This is a genomic window from Shewanella sp. 3_MG-2023, assembly GCF_030548765.1.
Lineage (GTDB): Bacteria > Pseudomonadota > Gammaproteobacteria > Enterobacterales > Shewanellaceae > Shewanella.
Genome location: NZ_JAUOSH010000044.1, coordinates 1 through 19185, shown reverse-complemented (window position 1 = coordinate 19185; position 19185 = coordinate 1). Strand labels below are relative to the sequence as shown.

The following is a 19185-nucleotide window of genomic DNA, read 5'->3' as shown; positions in this document are numbered from 1 at the left end:
TTTGTTTGCATCAAGATAAACAAGTACTTGGTAGACGCTGAAAAATTCAGTAGGATGTTGAATATGCAGAAACATACCTCATTTTAAGTAATTCTGGTTTTAAAAATACATTGGAGAGCATTGTGAAGGGACAAATCTTAAGAGAAATGAAAGTACTTAAGGCGATTGAACCTGCTTATGAAGTCGAGCGCCGCGTAGCATTTCTTAAAACCAAATTAATCGAGGCTCACAGCCATTGTTTGGTATTAGGGATTAGTGGTGGCGTTGACTCATCTGTAACCGGCAGATTATGCCAGTTAGCGGTAGACAGCTTAAATGCTGACAATCCACAGCAGGCTTACCAATTCATTGCGGTGCGTTTACCATATCAAGTACAAAAAGATGAAGATGAAGCTCAGCTTGCATGTCAATTTATTCAACCCTCAAAGCAGGTAACAGTGAATATTGCTGATGGGGTTATTGGTGTGCATAACGCAACGGTTTCAGGACTTGAGGATGCCGGTATTCAAGTCGCTAATAATGATAATGTTGATTTCATTAAAGGTAACGTCAAAGCCCGTATGCGAATGATTGCTCAATATCATATTGCAGGCCTAACTGGCGGCCTTGTCATTGGCACCGATCATAGTGCAGAAAATATTACCGGTTTTTATACTAAATTTGGTGACGGCGCCTGTGACTTAGCACCCTTGTTTGGTCTTAATAAGCGTCAAGTTCGCCAATTAGCCAGTTACCTTGGAGCGCCAGATATATTAGTGACCAAAGCGCCAACGGCAGATTTAGAAGACGATAAACCGCAATTAGAAGATGAGGTGGCATTAGGGCTAAGCTATGATCAAATCGATGATTTCTTAGAAGGCAAAGAGGTTGATAGCTTTGTTGAAGATAAACTTATTGCGATTTACCAGCGCACCCAACATAAGCGTCAACCTATCCCGACGATTTATGACTAATTTAACTTCCCACTAGCTTAGAGCAAGGATTGTTTAAGTGAGCTTAAATAGCGCCTTAGCTGCTCAATTAACACATTGGGAAACTGGCGGTAATCTAAATATGGCGTGATGAGTATCTGCTCATGCGCCATTATTTTTTGGCTTTCATCTATGGCGGTTAACGCAGATATAAACGATTGATCGCTTATATTAGCGAATGCAGCTTGGCCACAAATGATATGAATATGGCTATTCACACTAAGCTTAGTAGCATTAATGATAATGTTACATTGACTAAAATCTACCCGCTTTAAATCATCAGTAGCTTGCGGATTAAATAATTGGTTGCGGCAATCTCGCCATGTATCTGGCGCTTTATCAGTAACAGCAATCTTGGCCATGATAGTAAATATTTTTCGCCAATGATTGCCATTATCGTTAATGATTTGCTCGATAGCATTTGTATTTTGCCAATGCCATGCTTTGGAGACTTTAGGTGGCGTTGGCAAATAGAATGTGATTTCAGCTTTTTCAGAGCCTAATAAAATAGCTTTTGAGCTAAGCTCGGCGTTTGGCTTAGTCGCGTTATTTGTGATAACAGCAGGCTTTGTATGAATGCTTGGCTGAGTTGATTTCATTATGGGTTTGCTACTCAATATTTTCGGCCTGATGGCATATTATTATTTGTAAATTCAGACTCTTTTTAGACTATCATTAAAACTATACGGACAAAAATTAATTCCATAGGACTGGCGAATGAAAGCAATAGTAATCGGTTCGACTAAACATCTGTTATTTTTTGCTATTTATGGTTTTATTGCCAGTTTACTGCTTTTTATCGCCGCCGTGGTGTGGTTTTTAACGGCTCGCTCTGAATTAGAGATTTGGCATACAACACGCTTGAAAAGTGAGTATCATCAACAGTCTGGCTTAACAGACTTTTCCCAGTATCTTGCTCTTGAAGACAAGCTATTTAATGAGTTAGACCGAAAAATATACCAACAATATACTCCTAAGCTGGCTTCACCTATTAATCGTTACGAAGCCAATAGCTTATCAGATCCAAATCATTGGGATGTAAACTGGAATCGCTCTTTTGAGTGGTCAAACCCCGATGCCAATTATGGCATTTTATTTCTCCATGGTATGTCAGACTCCCCTTATGCGATTTCAAACCTAGCGCGACATTTTAGCGCTTCAGCCGATGTTTTAGGGCTACGTTTACCAGGGCACGGCACTATTCCTGCTGGCTTAGCAGATATCACTTGGCCAGATTTAGCCAGCGCAGTAGCCTTAGCGACTCAGCACATGAAGCAAAAATTGGCCGGTAAACCGTTATATGTCGTGGGCTTTTCTACCGGTGCAGCACTGGCATTAAACCTTCAACTAGAAGCAATTGCTGTTAATAACCCTACAGATTATCAAGCAATGATGTTTCTTTCGCCAGCTATAGGGTTAGCGCCCATTGCAGCTGGCGCAAAGTGGCAAGCGAGGTTAGGGCGTTTAATTAATCAAGAAAAACTGTTTTGGAATACCATTGAGGTTGAATACGACCCTTTCAAATATATCTCATTTGCAGTGAATGCCGGTGACGTTGTTTATCAACTGGCTGAAAGAAATCAATATTTAATAAAACAATTTGATCAGCAGCAATTAGCCAATATTCCTCCTATTTTAACCTTCCAGTCAATTGCAGATGATACCGTTTCTACTAACGCGGTGGTCGAGCATTTGTATCAATATTTACCCTCAGATAAGCATAGCTTAGTGATATTTGATATCAATCGTAACCGTAATAATCATCAATTGATCACTAAAAACTTGTTAAACGAAATGGGGCCACTTTGGCTCAACATGCCCATGAACTACCGTTTAAGTTTAATTGAAAATAGCCAGCAATCTGAGTATGGCGTGCAAGAGCAAAACTTGGTTGAGAGCGAAGAGGGAGCAGCAGTAGACTTAGCACTGAAATGGCCAGCTGGGGTGTATTCATTATCGCATGTTGCCTTGCCTTTTCCTGAAAATGACCCCTTATACGGACCACATTATCAGCCTCAAAGTCAGCATATTCAGATAGGGCAGGCAATCTTTAAAGGTGAGCGGGGATTGTTTGGGATCCCCGCCGCAGAGATGTTAAGACAGAAATGGAATCCATTTTATCCGTATATATTAGATAGATTGGAGCAGTTTATTGAGCCGTGATTATCGCGGTAGCTAAACTCGTCACTAGCTTAGCGATTATGGTTTTGATATGAAACGTTAGTGGGCTACTCTGGGTCACTTGGATCATTAATCACATCAATAATGACTTTATTTCGCCCTTGCTCTTTTGCTTTGTATAGGTTGTCATCTGCAACTTTTATCCAGTGATCAATGTCTTTAGAAAAGTTGGCGTTAGCCGTTATCGCGCCAATACTGGTGGTGACTGAAAAGTGCTGTTCATCCGTTGGCGAGTTAATTATTACTTTGGCTAACTGTTCTCTAAAATGATTGAGATGCTGCTCAATTTTAAGGGCATTGGATAAAGGCAATATCAAAATAAACTCTTCACCACCATAGCGAGAAACGATATCGGTATCGCGTTTAAATTGCTGTTTTAATAGTTTAGATACGACTCTTAAGCATTCGTCCCCAGCCAAATGACCGTAGCTATCATTGACCTGTTTAAAGTAATCTAAGTCAAGGATAGCAATGGTAATGGCATGCTCACCTCGCAGACAAAAATCCAGCAAGCTATCAAATCTATCTTCTGCATAACGGCGATTATAAAGCCCAGTTAGTGGATCTTTATCCACTAATGCCAATAACTTTTGATTGGCTTTTTCAAGCTCATCGGTGCGAATCGCGACAGTTTCTTCTAGCTCCAGTTGGTGCTTAAGTAAGTCACGTTTACTGGCGGTGAGGCTCTTGTACAGGTTATATACTTCCTCTGATGTACTTTCATTATCAATTTGTTCTTTTAATTCAGTACCATTGATTTGTCCGAATTGATTAGCCACAATTTCTAATGAGTTAGTGAGTAAACGACACACTCTGGAGGAGATTAAAAAGGTCAAAATGATGGAGATGAATAGCATCAAGTAGGTGCCTAGCATTTGTGTTTCGGCGGTTTTAACTAACGGAGACAGTGGCTGTAATACATACAACTTCCAACCATTGTTTAGTCGATTACTGATGTACACGTATTCAGGTGATGTGGCGGTTAAGTTGTGAATATTGATCACATTTAAACTGGTGCGGTAATTTCCTTTTTCATTTGAATAGGTAAATTCTACGTGAGTGCTTAAGTTTAGAGAAGGGGTGGAATAAATGATGTTGTTATTGTTATCAACGATGATAATAAACTCTTTATCCCCTGTTCCATTTTGATTATCTATCTTAGAAAAGAACGCTAAATCCAGCGAGCCTTCAATAATTCCACTGACCTTTGATTGATCATTATTGTGATAAAAAGGCGCACTAATGGCGATAATTGAATCGTCACCAAAACCGCGGCCTTTAAACACAGGCGAAACAAACAAGCGCTGATTATAAAAAGACTCAATAAAGTAGTCTCTATCTGAAATTGATAAATCCAGTGGTTGCCCTGTTTTATTGAGCATAATACTGCTGGGGCTTGCGGCAATCACTTGAGCATCAGTGTCTGCCAGCAGCATAGTAATAAAACTAGGATAATGCTGATGCAGTTTGGTTAAAACTTGTTGTAATTCACTGTAGGATGACGTCGTTAAGCTGATTAAATCTGCCGCATAATCAATGACCATTTTATGTTCATTAAGGTATTGCTCGGTTGCCGTACTAATATGTTCGGTGGTGTCAGTTAAATTTCGCTTCAGTAACTCTTGTTGTTTTTCAAGAAACAAATAATTAAAAGTCAGTGCTGATAATAACAAGCAAAGGGTGATCATTAACGTCATAAAGTAGGTGACTTGAGCGTTAAAACTACGACGTTTTTGGTTGGTTTTTGTGTCGTTTAACTGCCACGTATTAGGAATAAACAAGATGAACAGTGACGCCAAGCCAGCGTAAATTAAACCGTTGATGCTTTGCTTGATAATGGCGAATAACATGTGGCTATCTGGAAAATCAGCAAGTGTCACCATGTATATGTAGGTTAATGGCATACCAAGAGCTAACCAATAAATACCACTGCTATATAAGGGAAACAGGCCTTTTCTGCGAGCAATGCCAATGAATATTGCTTCGGTACAAAATAGTAAATATACATGGGGGCTACCCCAAGTGAGCATTAATCCACTTGCGCTGAGTATGGCGGTGACTAAACCATACCAAGGGCCTAAAAGCACAGCTGAAATAACGGTAAAAGTATTACCTAGCACTAATTGGACATTGGCGAATATTGGAATGGGGTAGCAATTAATTACCATTCCTAATAGGCCAAAACAGAGTGCAATTAGGAGGTTTTTTTTATTTATTATAGGAAACTGCAATCGAATACCATGTGATCGAACTGTTATGTAAAAATTTTATACTCGTCAAGCATTTAACTCAAGTGGAAACGATATAGTGGCCCCCGTAATGTGAAAAATCTGAATTCTGCTTGTGAGCTCAATACCCATTTGAGGCAATACTTTCCTGCTGCTTATCTTAGTCAATCACTAAATTCAGTTCGACCTTGGTCTACATTAGCTTAATTGGTGATGTAGACATAACTTCAGCATTTCATAGGTTAAGTTGTTGTTAATAAGTAACTATTTTGTTTTTTCTATAACTGGCCAAACCAAATCTTAGACTAAGGTCGTGATTGTGGTCACATTTTGAGTTGTTAGATTAACTATCGACTTAAAAAATAATTAGCACTGGGGAGTCACTATGAGTTTCGAAAATCAAGATACAGCAAGTGGGTACTGGCGTGAGAATTTACGCTTAGTATTGGGGTTGCTGGCAATTTGGGCTGCAGTATCATTTGGCTGCGGTATTTTACTGGTCGATGTTCTTAATGAAGTCCACTTCATGGGCTTTAAATTGGGATTCTGGTTTGCACAACAAGGTGCCATGTATGTGTTTGTTGCACTGATTTTTGTGTATGTAGCGAAAGCGAATGCTTTAGATAAAAAATATAACGTACACGAAGACTGAGGAATAAATCATGGATGTTCAAACTTTAACTTATATTATCGTGGGCTTGACGTTTGCCCTGTACATCGGTATCGCAATATGGTCTCGTGCTGGCTCAACTAAAGAGTTTTATGTCGCTGGTGGCGGCGTGCCGCCAGTTATGAACGGTATGGCAACAGCGGCGGATTGGATGTCCGCGGCATCATTTATATCACTTGCCGGTATTGTTTCATTTACTGGTTATGATGGTTCTGTCTATTTAATGGGCTGGACCGGTGGTTATGTTCTGCTAGCGCTTTGCATGGCTCCATACTTACGTAAGTTCGGTAAATTTACTGTGCCAGACTTTATTGGTGATCGCTATTACTCACAAGCTGCGCGAACTGTTGCAGTCGTGTGTGCGATTTTCATCTGTTTCACCTACATCGCCGGTCAAATGCGTGGTGTTGGGGTGGTATTCTCCCGTTTCTTAGAAGTAGAAGTTGAAACTGGGGTTTATATCGGTATGGCAGTGGTGTTCTTTTATGCTGTTTTAGGCGGTATGAAAGGGATTACTTACACTCAGGTTGCGCAGTATTGTGTGCTTATTTTTGCCTTTATGGTACCAGCCATTTTCATCTCGGTAATGATGACAGGTCATGTGTTACCGCAAATTGGCTTTGGTGCAGAACTTGTTGATGCAGCAGGTAATGGAACAGGAGTTTACCTGTTAGATAAGCTTGATGGCTTGTCGGCAGAACTTGGCTTCTCTCAATATACTGAAGGCTCAAAGAGCATGATTGATGTGTTCTTTATTACTGGTGCCTTGATGTTTGGTACCGCTGGTTTACCCCATGTCATCGTGCGTTTCTTTACAGTGCCTAGAGTAAAAGATGCGCGTGTATCAGCAGGTTGGGCATTAGTATTTATTGCTATTATGTATACCACAATTCCAGCATTGGCAGCTTTCTCTCGTGTAAATATGATTGAAACCATTAATGGCCCAGAAAAAACCGGTGTTGCTTATGAAACAGCGCCTGAATGGATTAAAAACTGGGAAAAAACTGGCTTAATTACTTGGGATGATAAAAATGCTGATGGCAATATCTATTATGCTAAAGGCGATACCAATGAAATGAAAATTGACCGCGATATCATGGTATTAGCAACGCCTGAAATTGCATCTCTGCCAGCATGGGTCATAGCATTGGTCGCTGCTGGTGGTCTTGCGGCGGCACTGTCTACATCTGCGGGTTTATTATTAGTTATTTCTACCTCGGTATCCCATGATTTATTGAAGAAAAACTTCATGCCAGATATCTCAGATAAGAAAGAGCTTTTATTTGCGCGAATTGCCGCGGCGCTAGGTATTGTCATGGCGGGTTACTTTGGTATTAACCCACCAGGCTTTGTGGCCGCGGTTGTTGCGATTGCATTTGGTCTAGCTGCCTCGTCATTGTTTCCTGCCATTGTTATGGGGATCTTTTCAAGAACCGTTAACAAAGAAGGTGCGATTTCAGGGATGGTTTTAGGTTTACTATTTACTGCAAGCTATATCGTGTACTTTAAGTTTGTTAACCCAAGTGCCAATAGCAGTGAAAACTGGTTCCTAGGTATTTCGCCTGAAGGTATTGGTATGCTAGGTATGATGATTAACTTTGGTGTTGCATTTGCTGTTAGCAAAGTCACTGCAGCGGTACCTGCTGACGTGGTTGCTATGGTTGAGTCAATTCGATTCCCGAAAGGCTCAGGTGAAGCGCACGACCATTAAGATTCATACAATATGAATTTTAAAATGTGAGTATTTAACTCTCGGATAAAAAAGCGCTTCGGCGCTTTTTTTATTGGTGACAGTGTTCAATTCTTTATGAACAAATGCTGTTAGCAAGTGTTTAATATTAGTGAGTTAAATATTGCCACTTATGGCCATTGGTCGAATATCAGCCTCAATATAATTTACGTATATTAAATTAATAAGACAGAAAATGATTTGGCAGTAAGTAAGAGGCCCGCGATGAAAGATGCCAGTGAACTGCAACCCATTGTTCAATTTATTAAAGAGTTAGTACCATTTGATAGTCTTTCAGAGACAAATTTAACGCGCTGCTGCAAGCAAATCACCATTGGTTATTACAGTAAAGCATCGGCTGTAGTGCCCTTAGATGCCAGTCATCCACAACTTTATATTGTTCGCTCTGGCGCATTTGAAGTAAGAGACAATCAAGGTGAGTTATTAGATAGGTTGGGCGAAGGAGACTACTTTGGTTTTCCGTCTTTGCTATCTGGTGAAAAAGTCAGTAACCAAGTGCAGATTTTAGAAGACAGTTTGGTGTATCACTTAGATCCCGAAACCTTTGATTTTTTGCGTAGTGAAAGCCGCAGCTTCGATCGCTTTTTTAATCGTGCCTTTGCCAGAAGAATGCGTCATCAAGCTAGATTTAAAGCAAAAGACTTAACCACAACCAATCGTATCAATAGTTTAATGTCTGCTGATCCTCTAATTATAAATTGTAATGCCAGTGTCAGTGAAGCGGCGAAAAAAATGCGTTTAGCCAGAGTGTCATCAGTGCTAGTGATGGATAATCAGCAATTGATTGGTATTCTTACCGATCGAGATTTACGTAATCGAGTGCTTGCTGAAGGCTTTGATGGCAATTTGCCGGTTCATCAAGCGATGACTCCCAATCCCACCAAACTTGAAGCTAACGCCTTAGTATTTGAAGCAATGCTGTTGATGAGTGAACATGGCATTCATCACTTACCCATTATGGAACAAGAAAATGTGGTGGGGATATTAACCAGTACTGATATTTTACGCGGCCAGAGTTCACAGCCCTTGTTATTAATCGGCGAAATCGAGCGGCAAACCAATATCGATAGCCTGATCAATGTCAGTAAACAAATTCCGGTATTACTGCAAAATCTAATCAGTGCAGATGCCCGAGCTGAAGAAGTGGGCAGGGTATTAACCTCGGTTACTGATGCATTAACCCGGCGATTAATTATTTTAAATCAGCAAATTTTAGGTGAAGCGCCAATGGCCTTTTGCTGGTTAGCGTTTGGCTCACAAGGCAGGCAAGATCAAGCGGCCTGTTCAGATCAAGATAACGGTATTTTGCTGGCCCATGAGCCTGATGAGCATGCAAAAGGCTATTTTGACGCCTTAACCCATGCGGTTTGTAAAGGGCTGGATCAATGCGGCTATATATATTGTCCCGGGGATATTATGGCGCAAAACCCCAAATGGCGTTTGTCACTGTCCCAATGGCAACAGCATTTTGAAAAATGGGTACTATCACCCGAACCTAAAGCCTTAATGCATGCCAGTATCTTTTTTGATATGCGCTCCGTTTATGGGCCGCAGAATTTATTTGATCAGTTACAACAGCACGTCTTAAGCAACACCAAAGATAATGATATTTTTCTTGCTGGAATGGCGGGTAACTCACTGGTTGAAACGCCGCCGCTAGGCTTTTTTAGAAAGTTTGTGTTAGAGCGTGACGGCAGTGAAGTAAAAGGTATGGATTTGAAACATAAAGGCGTAGCGTTAATCAACGATATCGCCAGAGTGTATGCTTTAAGTGCCGGTATTACTGAAGTGAATACGCCTAAGCGGATCCGAGCATTGATGGAAGCTAATATCATTAACCGTAAAGATGCCCTTAATCTAGCGGATGCCTTAGAGTTTATTGCGCATATGCGGTTATCCAATCAAGGCCTGCAGCATACACAACAACAAGAAGTCACCAATTACTTAAAACCGCAGCAAATGTCATCGTTATTGCGACATCAACTCAGGGATGCTTTTAAAGTGGTTCATGATGCGCAATCTGGCTTAAGAATGAAGTTTATGCGAAGTTATTAATGGTATTTCTATGTGGGTTGGCCTGTGATGTTAATTTAGCTTGTGATGTTAATAGTGTGGAGTAAACAACTTAGTGAATGAGTTATGGCTTAAAACGCGCTTACAGTTAGAACTTCTCGGTCAAAAAGACGAGCTTGCGGCTTACCAGTCGAGCGTTAAGCCATGCCTTAGTGCTACGATTGCGGATCTACCGATTATGGCAATAGATCTAGAAATGACCGGGTTAGATCCTCATAACGACCAAATAATCAGTATTGGTATCGTGCCGATTGAGCATGGCGCCATTCCGTTATCAAAAGCCCTGCAAGTGATGGTGACAATCGATGGAAGTGAAGGACAGAGCGCAGCTGTGCACGGGATTATCGATAATCATTTAACAGAAGCGTTATCACTAACACAAGCCATGGCCTGGTTGCTTGCACAAACTCAAGGCTCAATTTTATTAGCTCATCATGCACCAATGGACATTAGTTTTATCCAAAGCCATTTAGAAAAAGTCTATAAAAGAAGCATTAAATTGCCTTTTATTGATACCTTAGCGATAGAAAAACAACGACTTTTACGCCAACATGATGTGCTGCAAGAAGGTAGTTTACGACTGGATGCTTGTCGAAAACGATACGGTCTGCCGACTTATTATGGCCATGATGCCCTCACAGATGCACTAGCGTGCGCCGAATTGTTTGTGGCACAAATAGCCTCTATTGGCGACAGTAAAACCATGAAGGCGGCGCAATTTATTAGTATATAAAGGCAGTAGCCTGAATTTAATCAAATCAGTTTAAATCCAGTAAATAGATATAAAAAAACCAGCACAAGGCTGGTTTAATGGTTTAGCAAGCTGAGTTTACTTTGATTTGTTCATGAAGAAATCAACAGCTGGCTTGATAAGCTCTAAGGCAGTGACTTCACAAGGTGGAAGCTCGGCTGTAGGTGGGTTAATCGGTGTAGTACGCTCACCCCATTTAACTAATGCAGCCGCTGAGGTTAAACCCGCGCCAAAGGCACATGATAAAACAGTTTGACCTGCTTTCAACTTACCTTGTTCAAGAGCATCACAAATCGCAATAGGGATAGTGGCTGCCGAGGTATTGCCATATTTTGCAATATTAACAAAGGCTTTTTCTTTTGGAATTTTCATGCGGCCGATTAAGGTATCAATAATACGTTCATTGGCTTGATGAGGAATAACAAAATCAACGTCTTCTTTATTGATATTGCACTTTTCAAGCACTTTAGTGCTTAGACCACCCATGCCATGAATCGCGCGTTTAAACACTTCTTGGCCATTTAGATGAATGAAGAAGTCTAAAGAAGATGAATCAAAGCGATCCATTTTGGTACCAAAACCAGAGGCTAAAATATCACGCGCAGCAGGGTCATTATTTAACTCGTAACCTAAAACACCGCCTGGTTGGTCGCTTACTTCTAATACCACCGCGCCGGCGCCATCACCAAATAATACAGCGGTTTCACGGCGAGACCAATCAAGGTAAAAAGACAAACGCTCTGCACCAATAACCAACACTTTTTTATTTTGACCACTTTTGATCATTGAACTACCTAGACCAAGACCGTATAAGAAGCCACTACAGGCCGCGTTGATATCAAACGCGCCGCAAGTTGCACCAATATTGGCTTGCACCGTTGAAGCAATGTTTGGAATTAAAGTGTCAGGGCTTGCTGTTGCTAAGATGATTAAGTCAATCTCACTGCCATCAATACCTGCCGCTGATAACGCATTTTGCGCTGCAACGGTTGCAAGTTCTGAGGTATTTACGTGGCTAATACGTCTTTCGCTGATCCCGGTACGAGTTTTAATCCACTCGTCTGACGTTTCCATAAATGTGGCTAAATCGTCATTGGTCAGAGTTGCTGGTGGGACACATTTTCCCCAGCCGGTAATATGAGCATACTGCATGTGGTGATCTCTCAAATAAAAATTAAAAAATAATCTGGTAATAAAATGTCTTCATTTAATAGAGGGACTGTTACTCCCCACTAAACCTACTTTAAATGCTGGACCACAAGTGCCTTAATGGCTTCTGCTGCATGTAAAATATGTTGTTGTAATAATTTGGTCGCTTTGCCGATATCTTTGCGTTTGCACAATTCGAAGAGTTCGCGATGCTCTCGTTCCGCCGTTGGTATTCCACCGGTTAAAAGTAGCTGTAAACGGATATAGCGATCACAGTTATTATTTAAACCATGGACAACTTCGAGAGTATGAGGTCGATTAGCGGCTTCATATAAGCACGTATGGAACTGAATATTGAGTTCGCTCCAAGTTGCAACTGAGTCCTCTTGCTTAAAAGCCGACTCGAGTTTGGCTAGCACCTTGTCAGCCCGCTCAAAATCATCATCTTGTAGATTAGGAATTGCTTTTGCAAGCAAATCACTCTCTATCATAGCGCGTAGCTCAAATAATTCTGTGACCTGCTCAACAGAAAGCATTGTCGCAGTGGCACCTTTATGGGCTTCAAACTTGACTAACCCTTCAGCCTCTAACTGTACTAAAGCCTCACGAACAGGAATACGACTGACATTAAGTTGCGCAGCAATTGCTGACTGTCTAAGCGGTTCACCCGCTTTGATATAGCCAGAAAGTAATTGTTCTCTCAAAACTTCTACTACAGCTTGGGTGCGAGTTTTATGAATTATTGGCGTTATTTGACTCATTACTTCTTATAATTGTCACAAAATATCTACGGAAGGGTAACCTTTACTGGCGTTATTATAAAGTATCGATGTAAAAAATCTTCCTTTTATAATACATGTGCATATTTAACTAAGTAGTGGGATAATCACTGTAATTGAAATTTTAGGAGTAGTACCGTGAATAAAGCCATTTTTTTAGACCGTGACGGCGTTATCAATATCGATAAAGGCTATGTGCACTTGGTTGATGACTTTGAATACATTGAAGGTGTGTTTGAAGCATGCTTAGCATTTAAAAAAATGGGCTACATGGTCGTGGTGGTGACAAACCAATCTGGTATTGCTCGCGGTATGTATAGTGAAGATGATTTTCACCATTTAACTGAATGGATGGATTGGAACTTTGCTGATAAAGGTGTGGAGTTGGACGGTATCTATTATTGCCCCCATCATCCAGAAAAAGGCCTTGGGGATTACAAACAAGATTGTGATTGCCGCAAACCTAAACCCGGTATGCTTAATAGTGCTGCAGAATTTTTAAAAATTGATATGGCTAACTCTATTATGGTTGGTGATAAAGCTGACGATATTCGCGCTGCAAAAGCTGCTGGTATTAATACCGCTATATTGGTACGAAGCGGCAAAGTTGTCGATGAAGCAGGAATTGAGCTTGCGACAGTAGTTGTAGATAGCATTGCGGATGTAGCATCATTTATACAAAATAACACTTAAACCAGCTTGTAAAGCCCTTGTTTCTTTTGTGTTTCTTTTGTGTTTTTTTGGGTAATTTGTTGATTTTTTTGAAGTGGGCGGTTTAAATATTGATGGTGTAAGTGTAACATCTTCCTATGTTTAATAGGGATATGAGAACTAGCATGGCTTTAAGTCGTCGCCATTTATTATCAAATTTACCATTTATTATTGGCTTCAGTGGGCATCGAGATATATTTCATGCGGATGAATCCATAGATTGTAATAAAAATATAAAAGAACAAGTTCGCTCGGTGATATTGCATTGGTTTAATCATCTAAATCCAACATCACATCATAACGCTTCAAATGAAATTACTACTCCAATCTGGATTTTAACCGGACTGGCGGAAGGCGCAGACTTACTCGCCATTGAAGTAGCTTTAGAGCTACAGACTGAGCTAGGTAATGATGCTATTCGTGTCATTGGTTGTTTACCTATGCCGCTGGAAAATTTCAAACAGGATTTCGAGTTTGAGTCTGATAATAGCTTAATATCGATTGAGCAATTCAACTTTCTTGTAAATGAGTTAAGACAGCCTTATAACGAGCTGATAGAAGTAAAACATGCTTTAACTGATGACGAAATGCATCAGGCTGTAAATGATGTTAACTATGGTAGCCTTAGGAATAGTTTATATCTTAATCAAGGTCTTTTTATTGCAAAGTATTGCAATGTATTAGTTGCATTGTGGGATGGAAAAAAAGCACAAGGCACAGGCGGTACTGCTGACGTGGTCCGATACAAGTTGGGCTTTGATATCCAATGGCCATCAGGTACGGAACACTCAGCACTACAAGCAATATCAGAGTTTGACGGTCAGACGGCCGGACTTGTGCACCATTTGCCTACAGTACGCTTAAAAAACACTTCCGTTCAGAATGAAAATCAAAGTGTAATAATTGATACCCTAAGTGCAGATGATCAGGTATTGATTAATTATGAACCTCCCATTGGTAAATTATATTCCTATCATTATGAACAAAATGGTCAGCAAAGTGAGTTGACTTGCTTTATTTCAAAAGAATTCAATACGTTAGTTAATGAGCTGAAGTATTTTAATGAGTTTAGTGCTAACAAACTGTCAGAAATAACTGAACCTACCTATAAGTCACCACATAAATCAGGTTTATCTGTGTCTCAGCCAATCTTCGAAGCTGCCGACAACATCGCTCTTAAAGCTCAAACGAGTTATCGCAGTCTCGTTAAGTGGTTTTTTATATTCGCAATACCTGGTTTTGCTTGTTATGAAATCGCGGGTAATTTCGTTAATTCAATTACGGGTTCAACAATCATATCTGTCACATTATTGGCTATTGTTGCTTGTTCGCTAATTGTAACATTCGCAGCTAAACGAAACTTAAAATGGAAATATCAATTAGCTCGCGGAGTCGCTGAAGGCATCAGGATCAGAGGCTTTTTAAATCTTTCTAATATAACTCCGGCTGCAACTTCAATTATTCCGAGACGCTTTCGCAGTTTTTATCCATTATTTAATCATGCTATTTCAGTTGCTGAACTGGATTGGTGGCGCCAAAATGAAGTCGCTACTATGGATGAAATTAATGTCGGTTGGTTAGAAGATCAGCGCCTGTTTTTAAATTCTAAATTACAGCTTAACGCAAGCTCATTAAATGACATTTTGTATAAACGTCCTTTATACGCCAGCAGGTTATTTTCACAGGCAGCAAAAACCTGTTTTAGAGTATCAATTATTTTAGGAGCACTGCTCTTATTATCAATGATTAGTCAACAAGTACTGAAAGTAAATTTGTTCAATGAATCAAACAACTGGTTAATGTTAACTCTACAATACAGTTTAATGACAAGTGGCTTATTTGCTTTATGGAATGAACTTTGTGGTTATGAAGAAACGGCCAAGGGCTATCAAAGTTTATACGAACTTTATTGCCGAGCTCAGTCTTTATTTACTGGCCAAATGTCTCAAGCGAAATCTGTTATGTTGCAAGACTTAGCGAAAGAAGCAATGTTTGAACATGTCAGTTGGTCAAATGCAGAATCAAGTACTGATTTAAAGCAAAAAAAATAATACAAAACAAATAACACAGAAGAATATATTCAATTGGGAACAAGAAGAATGACTCAAGAAATCCAAAAGTATAAAACCCGAACAATAGACGAATTAAAAAAACACAAACAAGTGAAATTAGCTTTTGGTCGTTATCATTTAGAGTGGGATAGCGAAGGTAATTTAACTTGGTTTTGCCAAGAAGAAGATGCAAAGAAAGAAATCAATAGCCATATTGGTAGCATCATTGGCTTAATGGCGTTGGTTAACCAAAAGAATGTATCCCACTTTCTAACCGTAGATGATGCACATACTATATACATTGCCCAAAGCAGAGATGGACGTTTAATTAAGCAACTTAGTGGCCACGAAGGTCGCATCACTGGTTTACTTGAACTTGTCAATGGTAACTTATTGAGTGTGAGTGATGATGGCACCGTAAAATATTGGGATTTAAAAACCTACAAGTGTATTGCGACATTAGATGTGCATATTAAATCAGTTGACGATATTAAATTTCTTAAAGGGATTGAGCACACATTAATTATAAATGTTGGTAATGATACTCAGCTTTGGTCGCTTAAAGGAGATCTACGCGTTGAATTAAAAGGCCTTAAAGAAGAAATTCGATTCTATGGTCAATTAAATTCAGGCAATTGGCTAGTAAGGCCAATTAAAGGTAATCCAGTTATTTGGTCATCAGATGGCAAGCCTATTTGCAGATTTAAATTTAGTTTTTCAGTAAGCAATGGATTTATTGAACTTGAGAATGGCCAGTTGCTAATTAAAGACCAATCAAATGTTTTGCAAATTTGGACTCAGTCAGGGGAACTGGTAGAAAAACATGCAAGTGATAAAGTTATTGCTGAACATTTTGATGACCTTGAAGCAGCTAATTTCGAAACTAATGTCTGGCTGTATCAGCATCGTTCAAGTGATGATTATCCACAAATAACAAATAGCTTTAATTGGTACAACATTGATCCAGATAAAGAAAAAATAGATAAGCCAAATGAAAATAGCGGCTTTCCTAGATTAGAACAAGGCGGTACTGTCGAACAGCAGAGACAAGGCTTAAAACTAAAGCAGGGTTCTGATCAAAGAACAATTTGGGACTTCTTTTTCCGCCCCAACATCCGCAGTATAAAAATGGCTTTACGACAGCAAATTGATACAGCAAGAAGCGCAGAAGAAAATCTAACGAAGCAAAAAGAGCAGGCAGAATTAAAAATAAAAAAACACACGAGTAAACGAAAGTTTGCCAAGTTTGCAGCATTCTTTTTTGCGATACCTACAATATTAATGGGCTTAATAAGTTATTACAGTTATGCCATGCTCGAACCTTCGACGTTAATTACTCATACTGACTCTGTTGTTAACTCAATACTAGGTGTGGTTTCCCCAAACGATGCTGGCACCTTTACAATAAGCACTAGGAATATTAGTGAAAGTGCACAACATATCCAAATTGCATTAGCGGGCATAAGTGGCTTTTTATTACTAATGACACTGTCTTGGTTTGGCCGTAATAGAAGCCAAAAAGCAAAACAGCTGGAGAATACCGGTAACTTGCAGCTTATCAATGTAATGATGGAAAACTTTGAAAAGCTAATCAACACAATTAAAAATCATCGAACTAGTATGCTTGAAAGTGTTCCTGCGAATAAGAACCCTCGTTTGTTTGCCAGCGCAGATGTGCATACCTTGATAGAAGATAAAATAAATAATGAAATTCAACAAATAGCATTAGACAAACTAAATCTTGATGAAAGTGAACTTATTCATAGAGATGGAGGCGCTGTTTTTCAGGATTGGTCGATCATCCAAACTGGTAAGCCAAAGAAAATTAATAGACAAAATGAAGTTTGCGTTCATTTTGATGGCCATGGAAACTTAGTTAGTGCTGTCAGAGTTATTCAATTTATCTTTTTAACAAAAGAACAAGTTAATGTTTTTTATACATATTATGATTTTATTGCAGATAAATTCATAAGAGAAGGGGAAACTGGCTTATCTCTTTTCTATACAGACATCAGTACTGTTATTCGAAGCAATGTAGAAAGTAAATTGTTCAAACAGGATCTATCAAATACTGAAATTACGCTTTCGTTAAATAGTGGTAAGAACATTAGTTTAGTCATTCTTAAAGAAGAAAGTGTAAAAGCACTATCCAGCACATTGGTTTCTAATGAAGATGAAGCCGAAGTAATAGAAGAAATGGATGATGAAGCTTCTTTAGAGCTTGTTAGAACATTACTAGAACAGGAAGAAGCTGAGATAAGTACCCAGTTTGAAGCTGATCTAGATATGGCAAAAGAAGATAACAATGAAGAGTTAGTTAACCAAATATCTAGAGCACAAGCTCAACTCCTTGATTATGTACAAAAGCAACAAGCGTCTGTAGATAATTATAATTCTGATGAAAGTGTATCTAACATTTCAAAAGATAATCTTGCAGATTTAACATACCGAAATATTAAAACTCAAATTGAAGCTAAGAAAAGTGAAGCTACAGCAGCTTAAAGACCAAGATTATCATTAATAGAAGAAGTAAAATCAGATGAAAAAAATATTTGTTAGTTACAGCACTAAAGATAATGATGCAGCAAATAAAATTGTTGAAGGTATTAAGCTTGCTGGCCACGATGTATGGTTTGCACCAGATAAAATTCTTGGTGGAGATAATTACGCTGAAAATATTGAGCAAGGTATAGAGCAGAGCGAACTGTTTGTTTTGTTAGCCTCTAAACATGCTATCGGAAATAAAGAGTTGAAACTTGAGGGCTCTGAAGAAGTTGCCAATGAAATTCAGCTTGCCAAAAAACATGGTTTGAAAATAGTACCCTTGAAACTGGATAACAGTTTAATTGTAGGAGCATCGGGTGGTAATAATTATCACTTTATTCGAAAACAATGGATAGATGTTGCCGCTGCTTTGGAAAGTGGTGATTTTGATTCGGTAGTGGGACAAATCGTTACCACTGCAGACTCTTTAACATCTAAAAGTTTTGATGAAGCTTATATAGAAGAGGCAGAGCTTGCATTACTTGTCGGGGATACTCAACAAGCAATGGATGTTATGGCATTACATAGCTTTTCAAAGAGCAATAGAAGCAGAGCAGAGTTTGTTAAGCTTTTAGCCAAATTGCTAAAGTCAGGAGTTAAAGGTTTAGATATCGATAAAGCTAATACGATAGCGACAACATTACAGCGACTTCGAGATAGCGATATTAAACCAAGTGCTACTTACTTGCTTGCCGTTTTAAATGAGTTCTGTTTCCGGAAAAATGGTTTTAAAACTTCGATTGAGCCTTTCAACTTACTTAAAGACTCAGTAAAGACCCATGAAACAGTACCATTAAAGTACCGAGCTATCATTGATAAACTTTTACCACATGAAAGCCAGTTCGCTGTTGAGTGGCTTATACACTGATGAAAGCTTAGTATTTGATGATGAATATCACTAAAAGGTTTGATCTTGTATATTATTTGCGCTGTTGAGCTTGATTTCTTAAATTAATTAATAAAAGCACTTGCGGGAAAAAATGTTTTCCCTATAATGCGCAACCACTGACACGGAACAAGGCGTCTAGCGCTAGTTACCGAGTCCGCTCTTTAACAATTTATCAAGTAATCTGTGTGGACACTCACAGGTGTTGAGTTAATCGAAATTGTCACTTAGGTGGCAATCAAAATTATTATCAATGTAACGATGAGTGTTCATAGCAATATGTAACAAACAGGATGTAGATTCTTCCGAGTCTGCATAATGTAATCAGAATTCATTGAGCCGAAGCATTTTCGAATGTTTCAAAAAAACTTTAATTGAAGAGTTTGATCATGGCTCAGATTGAACGCTGGCGGCAGGCCTAACACATGCAAGTCGAGCGGT

At 39.2% G+C, this 19185-nt stretch carries 14 protein-coding genes and 1 rRNA gene; 11 read left to right on the top strand and 4 right to left on the bottom strand.

Annotated elements, in window-relative coordinates; translation table 11 throughout:
* Positions 1–122 precede the first annotated feature (122 nt).
* Positions 123–953, top strand: a complete 831-nt coding sequence (nadE, locus tag Q4591_RS18430; RefSeq protein WP_102519485.1) for an ammonia-dependent NAD(+) synthetase — start codon at positions 123–125, stop codon at positions 951–953.
* Positions 954–970: 17 nt separating this feature from the next.
* On the opposite strand, the gene Q4591_RS18425 is transcribed toward nadE, so the two are convergent.
* Positions 971–1570 (bottom strand): hypothetical protein, encoded by a 600-nt coding sequence (locus tag Q4591_RS18425; protein ID WP_241903441.1) that lies wholly within the window; start codon positions 1568–1570, stop codon positions 971–973.
* 118 nt (positions 1571–1688) lie between these two features.
* Here Q4591_RS18425 and Q4591_RS18420 point away from each other — a divergent pair, with 118 nt between their 5' ends.
* Positions 1689–3134 carry a carboxylesterase gene (locus Q4591_RS18420; RefSeq protein WP_303462360.1) on the top strand — a complete coding sequence of 482 codons (1446 nt, stop codon included), beginning with the start codon at positions 1689–1691 and terminating at the stop codon, positions 3132–3134.
* Positions 3135–3199: 65 nt separating this feature from the next.
* Here Q4591_RS18420 and Q4591_RS18415 read toward each other — a convergent pair whose 3' ends face one another.
* Positions 3200–5320 (bottom strand): diguanylate cyclase, encoded by a 2121-nt coding sequence (locus Q4591_RS18415; RefSeq protein ID WP_303462358.1) that lies wholly within the window; start codon positions 5318–5320, stop codon positions 3200–3202.
* A gap of 445 nt (positions 5321–5765) precedes the next feature.
* Between Q4591_RS18415 and Q4591_RS18410 the strand changes: the two genes are divergently transcribed.
* From Q4591_RS18410 to Q4591_RS18395, 4 genes are all read left to right on the top strand, one after another.
* On the top strand, positions 5766–6032 hold the full coding sequence (locus Q4591_RS18410; protein WP_076542242.1) for a DUF4212 domain-containing protein: 267 nt from the start codon (positions 5766–5768) through the stop codon (positions 6030–6032).
* Positions 6033–6042: 10 nt separating this feature from the next.
* Positions 6043–7761, top strand: coding sequence for a sodium:solute symporter family protein (locus tag Q4591_RS18405; protein ID WP_102435770.1), 1719 nt, complete (start codon positions 6043–6045; stop codon positions 7759–7761).
* A 243-nt stretch (positions 7762–8004) separates the two neighbouring features.
* Positions 8005–9855, top strand: a complete 1851-nt coding sequence (locus Q4591_RS18400; RefSeq protein ID WP_303462356.1) for a DUF294 nucleotidyltransferase-like domain-containing protein — start codon at positions 8005–8007, stop codon at positions 9853–9855.
* Positions 9856–9928: 73 nt separating this feature from the next.
* Entirely contained in the window at positions 9929–10606 is a 678-nt protein-coding gene (locus Q4591_RS18395; protein ID WP_303462353.1) for an exonuclease domain-containing protein, read from the top strand.
* Between the two features lie 96 nt (positions 10607–10702).
* Here Q4591_RS18395 and Q4591_RS18390 read toward each other — a convergent pair whose 3' ends face one another.
* Complete coding sequence (locus tag Q4591_RS18390) at positions 10703–11776, bottom strand: ketoacyl-ACP synthase III (protein WP_102435766.1); 1074 nt, start codon at positions 11774–11776, stop codon at positions 10703–10705.
* 86 nt (positions 11777–11862) lie between these two features.
* On the bottom strand, positions 11863–12534 hold the full coding sequence (locus Q4591_RS18385) for a GntR family transcriptional regulator (protein ID WP_102435764.1): 672 nt from the start codon (positions 12532–12534) through the stop codon (positions 11863–11865).
* Positions 12535–12690: 156 nt separating this feature from the next.
* On the opposite strand from Q4591_RS18385, the gene gmhB reads away from it, so the two are divergent.
* The 5 genes from gmhB to Q4591_RS18360 form a co-directional block, all read left to right on the top strand.
* Positions 12691–13245 (top strand): D-glycero-beta-D-manno-heptose 1,7-bisphosphate 7-phosphatase, encoded by a 555-nt coding sequence (gmhB, locus tag Q4591_RS18380; protein ID WP_303462351.1) that lies wholly within the window; start codon positions 12691–12693, stop codon positions 13243–13245.
* 143 nt (positions 13246–13388) lie between these two features.
* A complete protein-coding gene (locus tag Q4591_RS18375) occupies positions 13389–15314 on the top strand; it encodes a hypothetical protein (protein WP_102528392.1) in 1926 nt (641 codons plus the stop codon).
* 48 nt (positions 15315–15362) lie between these two features.
* Positions 15363–17816 (top strand): WD40 repeat domain-containing protein, encoded by a 2454-nt coding sequence (locus Q4591_RS18370; protein ID WP_303462347.1) that lies wholly within the window; start codon positions 15363–15365, stop codon positions 17814–17816.
* A gap of 37 nt (positions 17817–17853) precedes the next feature.
* Complete coding sequence (locus Q4591_RS18365) at positions 17854–18726, top strand: toll/interleukin-1 receptor domain-containing protein (RefSeq protein WP_102532178.1); 873 nt, start codon at positions 17854–17856, stop codon at positions 18724–18726.
* 389 nt (positions 18727–19115) lie between these two features.
* Positions 19116–19185 (top strand): 16S ribosomal RNA (locus Q4591_RS18360); the annotation flags it as partial.

Excerpts from the sequence above, each read along its gene's own strand:
- Q4591_RS18425 (WP_241903441.1), bottom strand. The coding sequence starts at position 1,570 with ATGAAATCAACTCAGCCAAGCATTCATACAAAGCCTGCTGTTATCACA.
- Q4591_RS18420 (WP_303462360.1), top strand. The coding sequence starts at position 1,689 with ATGAAAGCAATAGTAATCGGTTCGACTAAACATCTGTTATTTTTTGCT.
- Q4591_RS18415 (WP_303462358.1), bottom strand. The coding sequence starts at position 5,320 with ATGGTAATTAATTGCTACCCCATTCCAATATTCGCCAATGTCCAATTA.
- Q4591_RS18410 (WP_076542242.1), top strand. The coding sequence starts at position 5,766 with ATGAGTTTCGAAAATCAAGATACAGCAAGTGGGTACTGGCGTGAGAAT.
- Q4591_RS18405 (WP_102435770.1), top strand. The coding sequence starts at position 6,043 with ATGGATGTTCAAACTTTAACTTATATTATCGTGGGCTTGACGTTTGCC.
- Q4591_RS18400 (WP_303462356.1), top strand. The coding sequence starts at position 8,005 with ATGAAAGATGCCAGTGAACTGCAACCCATTGTTCAATTTATTAAAGAG.
- Q4591_RS18390 (WP_102435766.1), bottom strand. The coding sequence starts at position 11,776 with ATGCAGTATGCTCATATTACCGGCTGGGGAAAATGTGTCCCACCAGCA.
- Q4591_RS18385 (WP_102435764.1), bottom strand. The coding sequence starts at position 12,534 with ATGAGTCAAATAACGCCAATAATTCATAAAACTCGCACCCAAGCTGTA.
- Q4591_RS18375 (WP_102528392.1), top strand. The coding sequence starts at position 13,389 with ATGGCTTTAAGTCGTCGCCATTTATTATCAAATTTACCATTTATTATT.
- Q4591_RS18370 (WP_303462347.1), top strand. The coding sequence starts at position 15,363 with ATGACTCAAGAAATCCAAAAGTATAAAACCCGAACAATAGACGAATTA.
- Q4591_RS18365 (WP_102532178.1), top strand. The coding sequence starts at position 17,854 with ATGAAAAAAATATTTGTTAGTTACAGCACTAAAGATAATGATGCAGCA.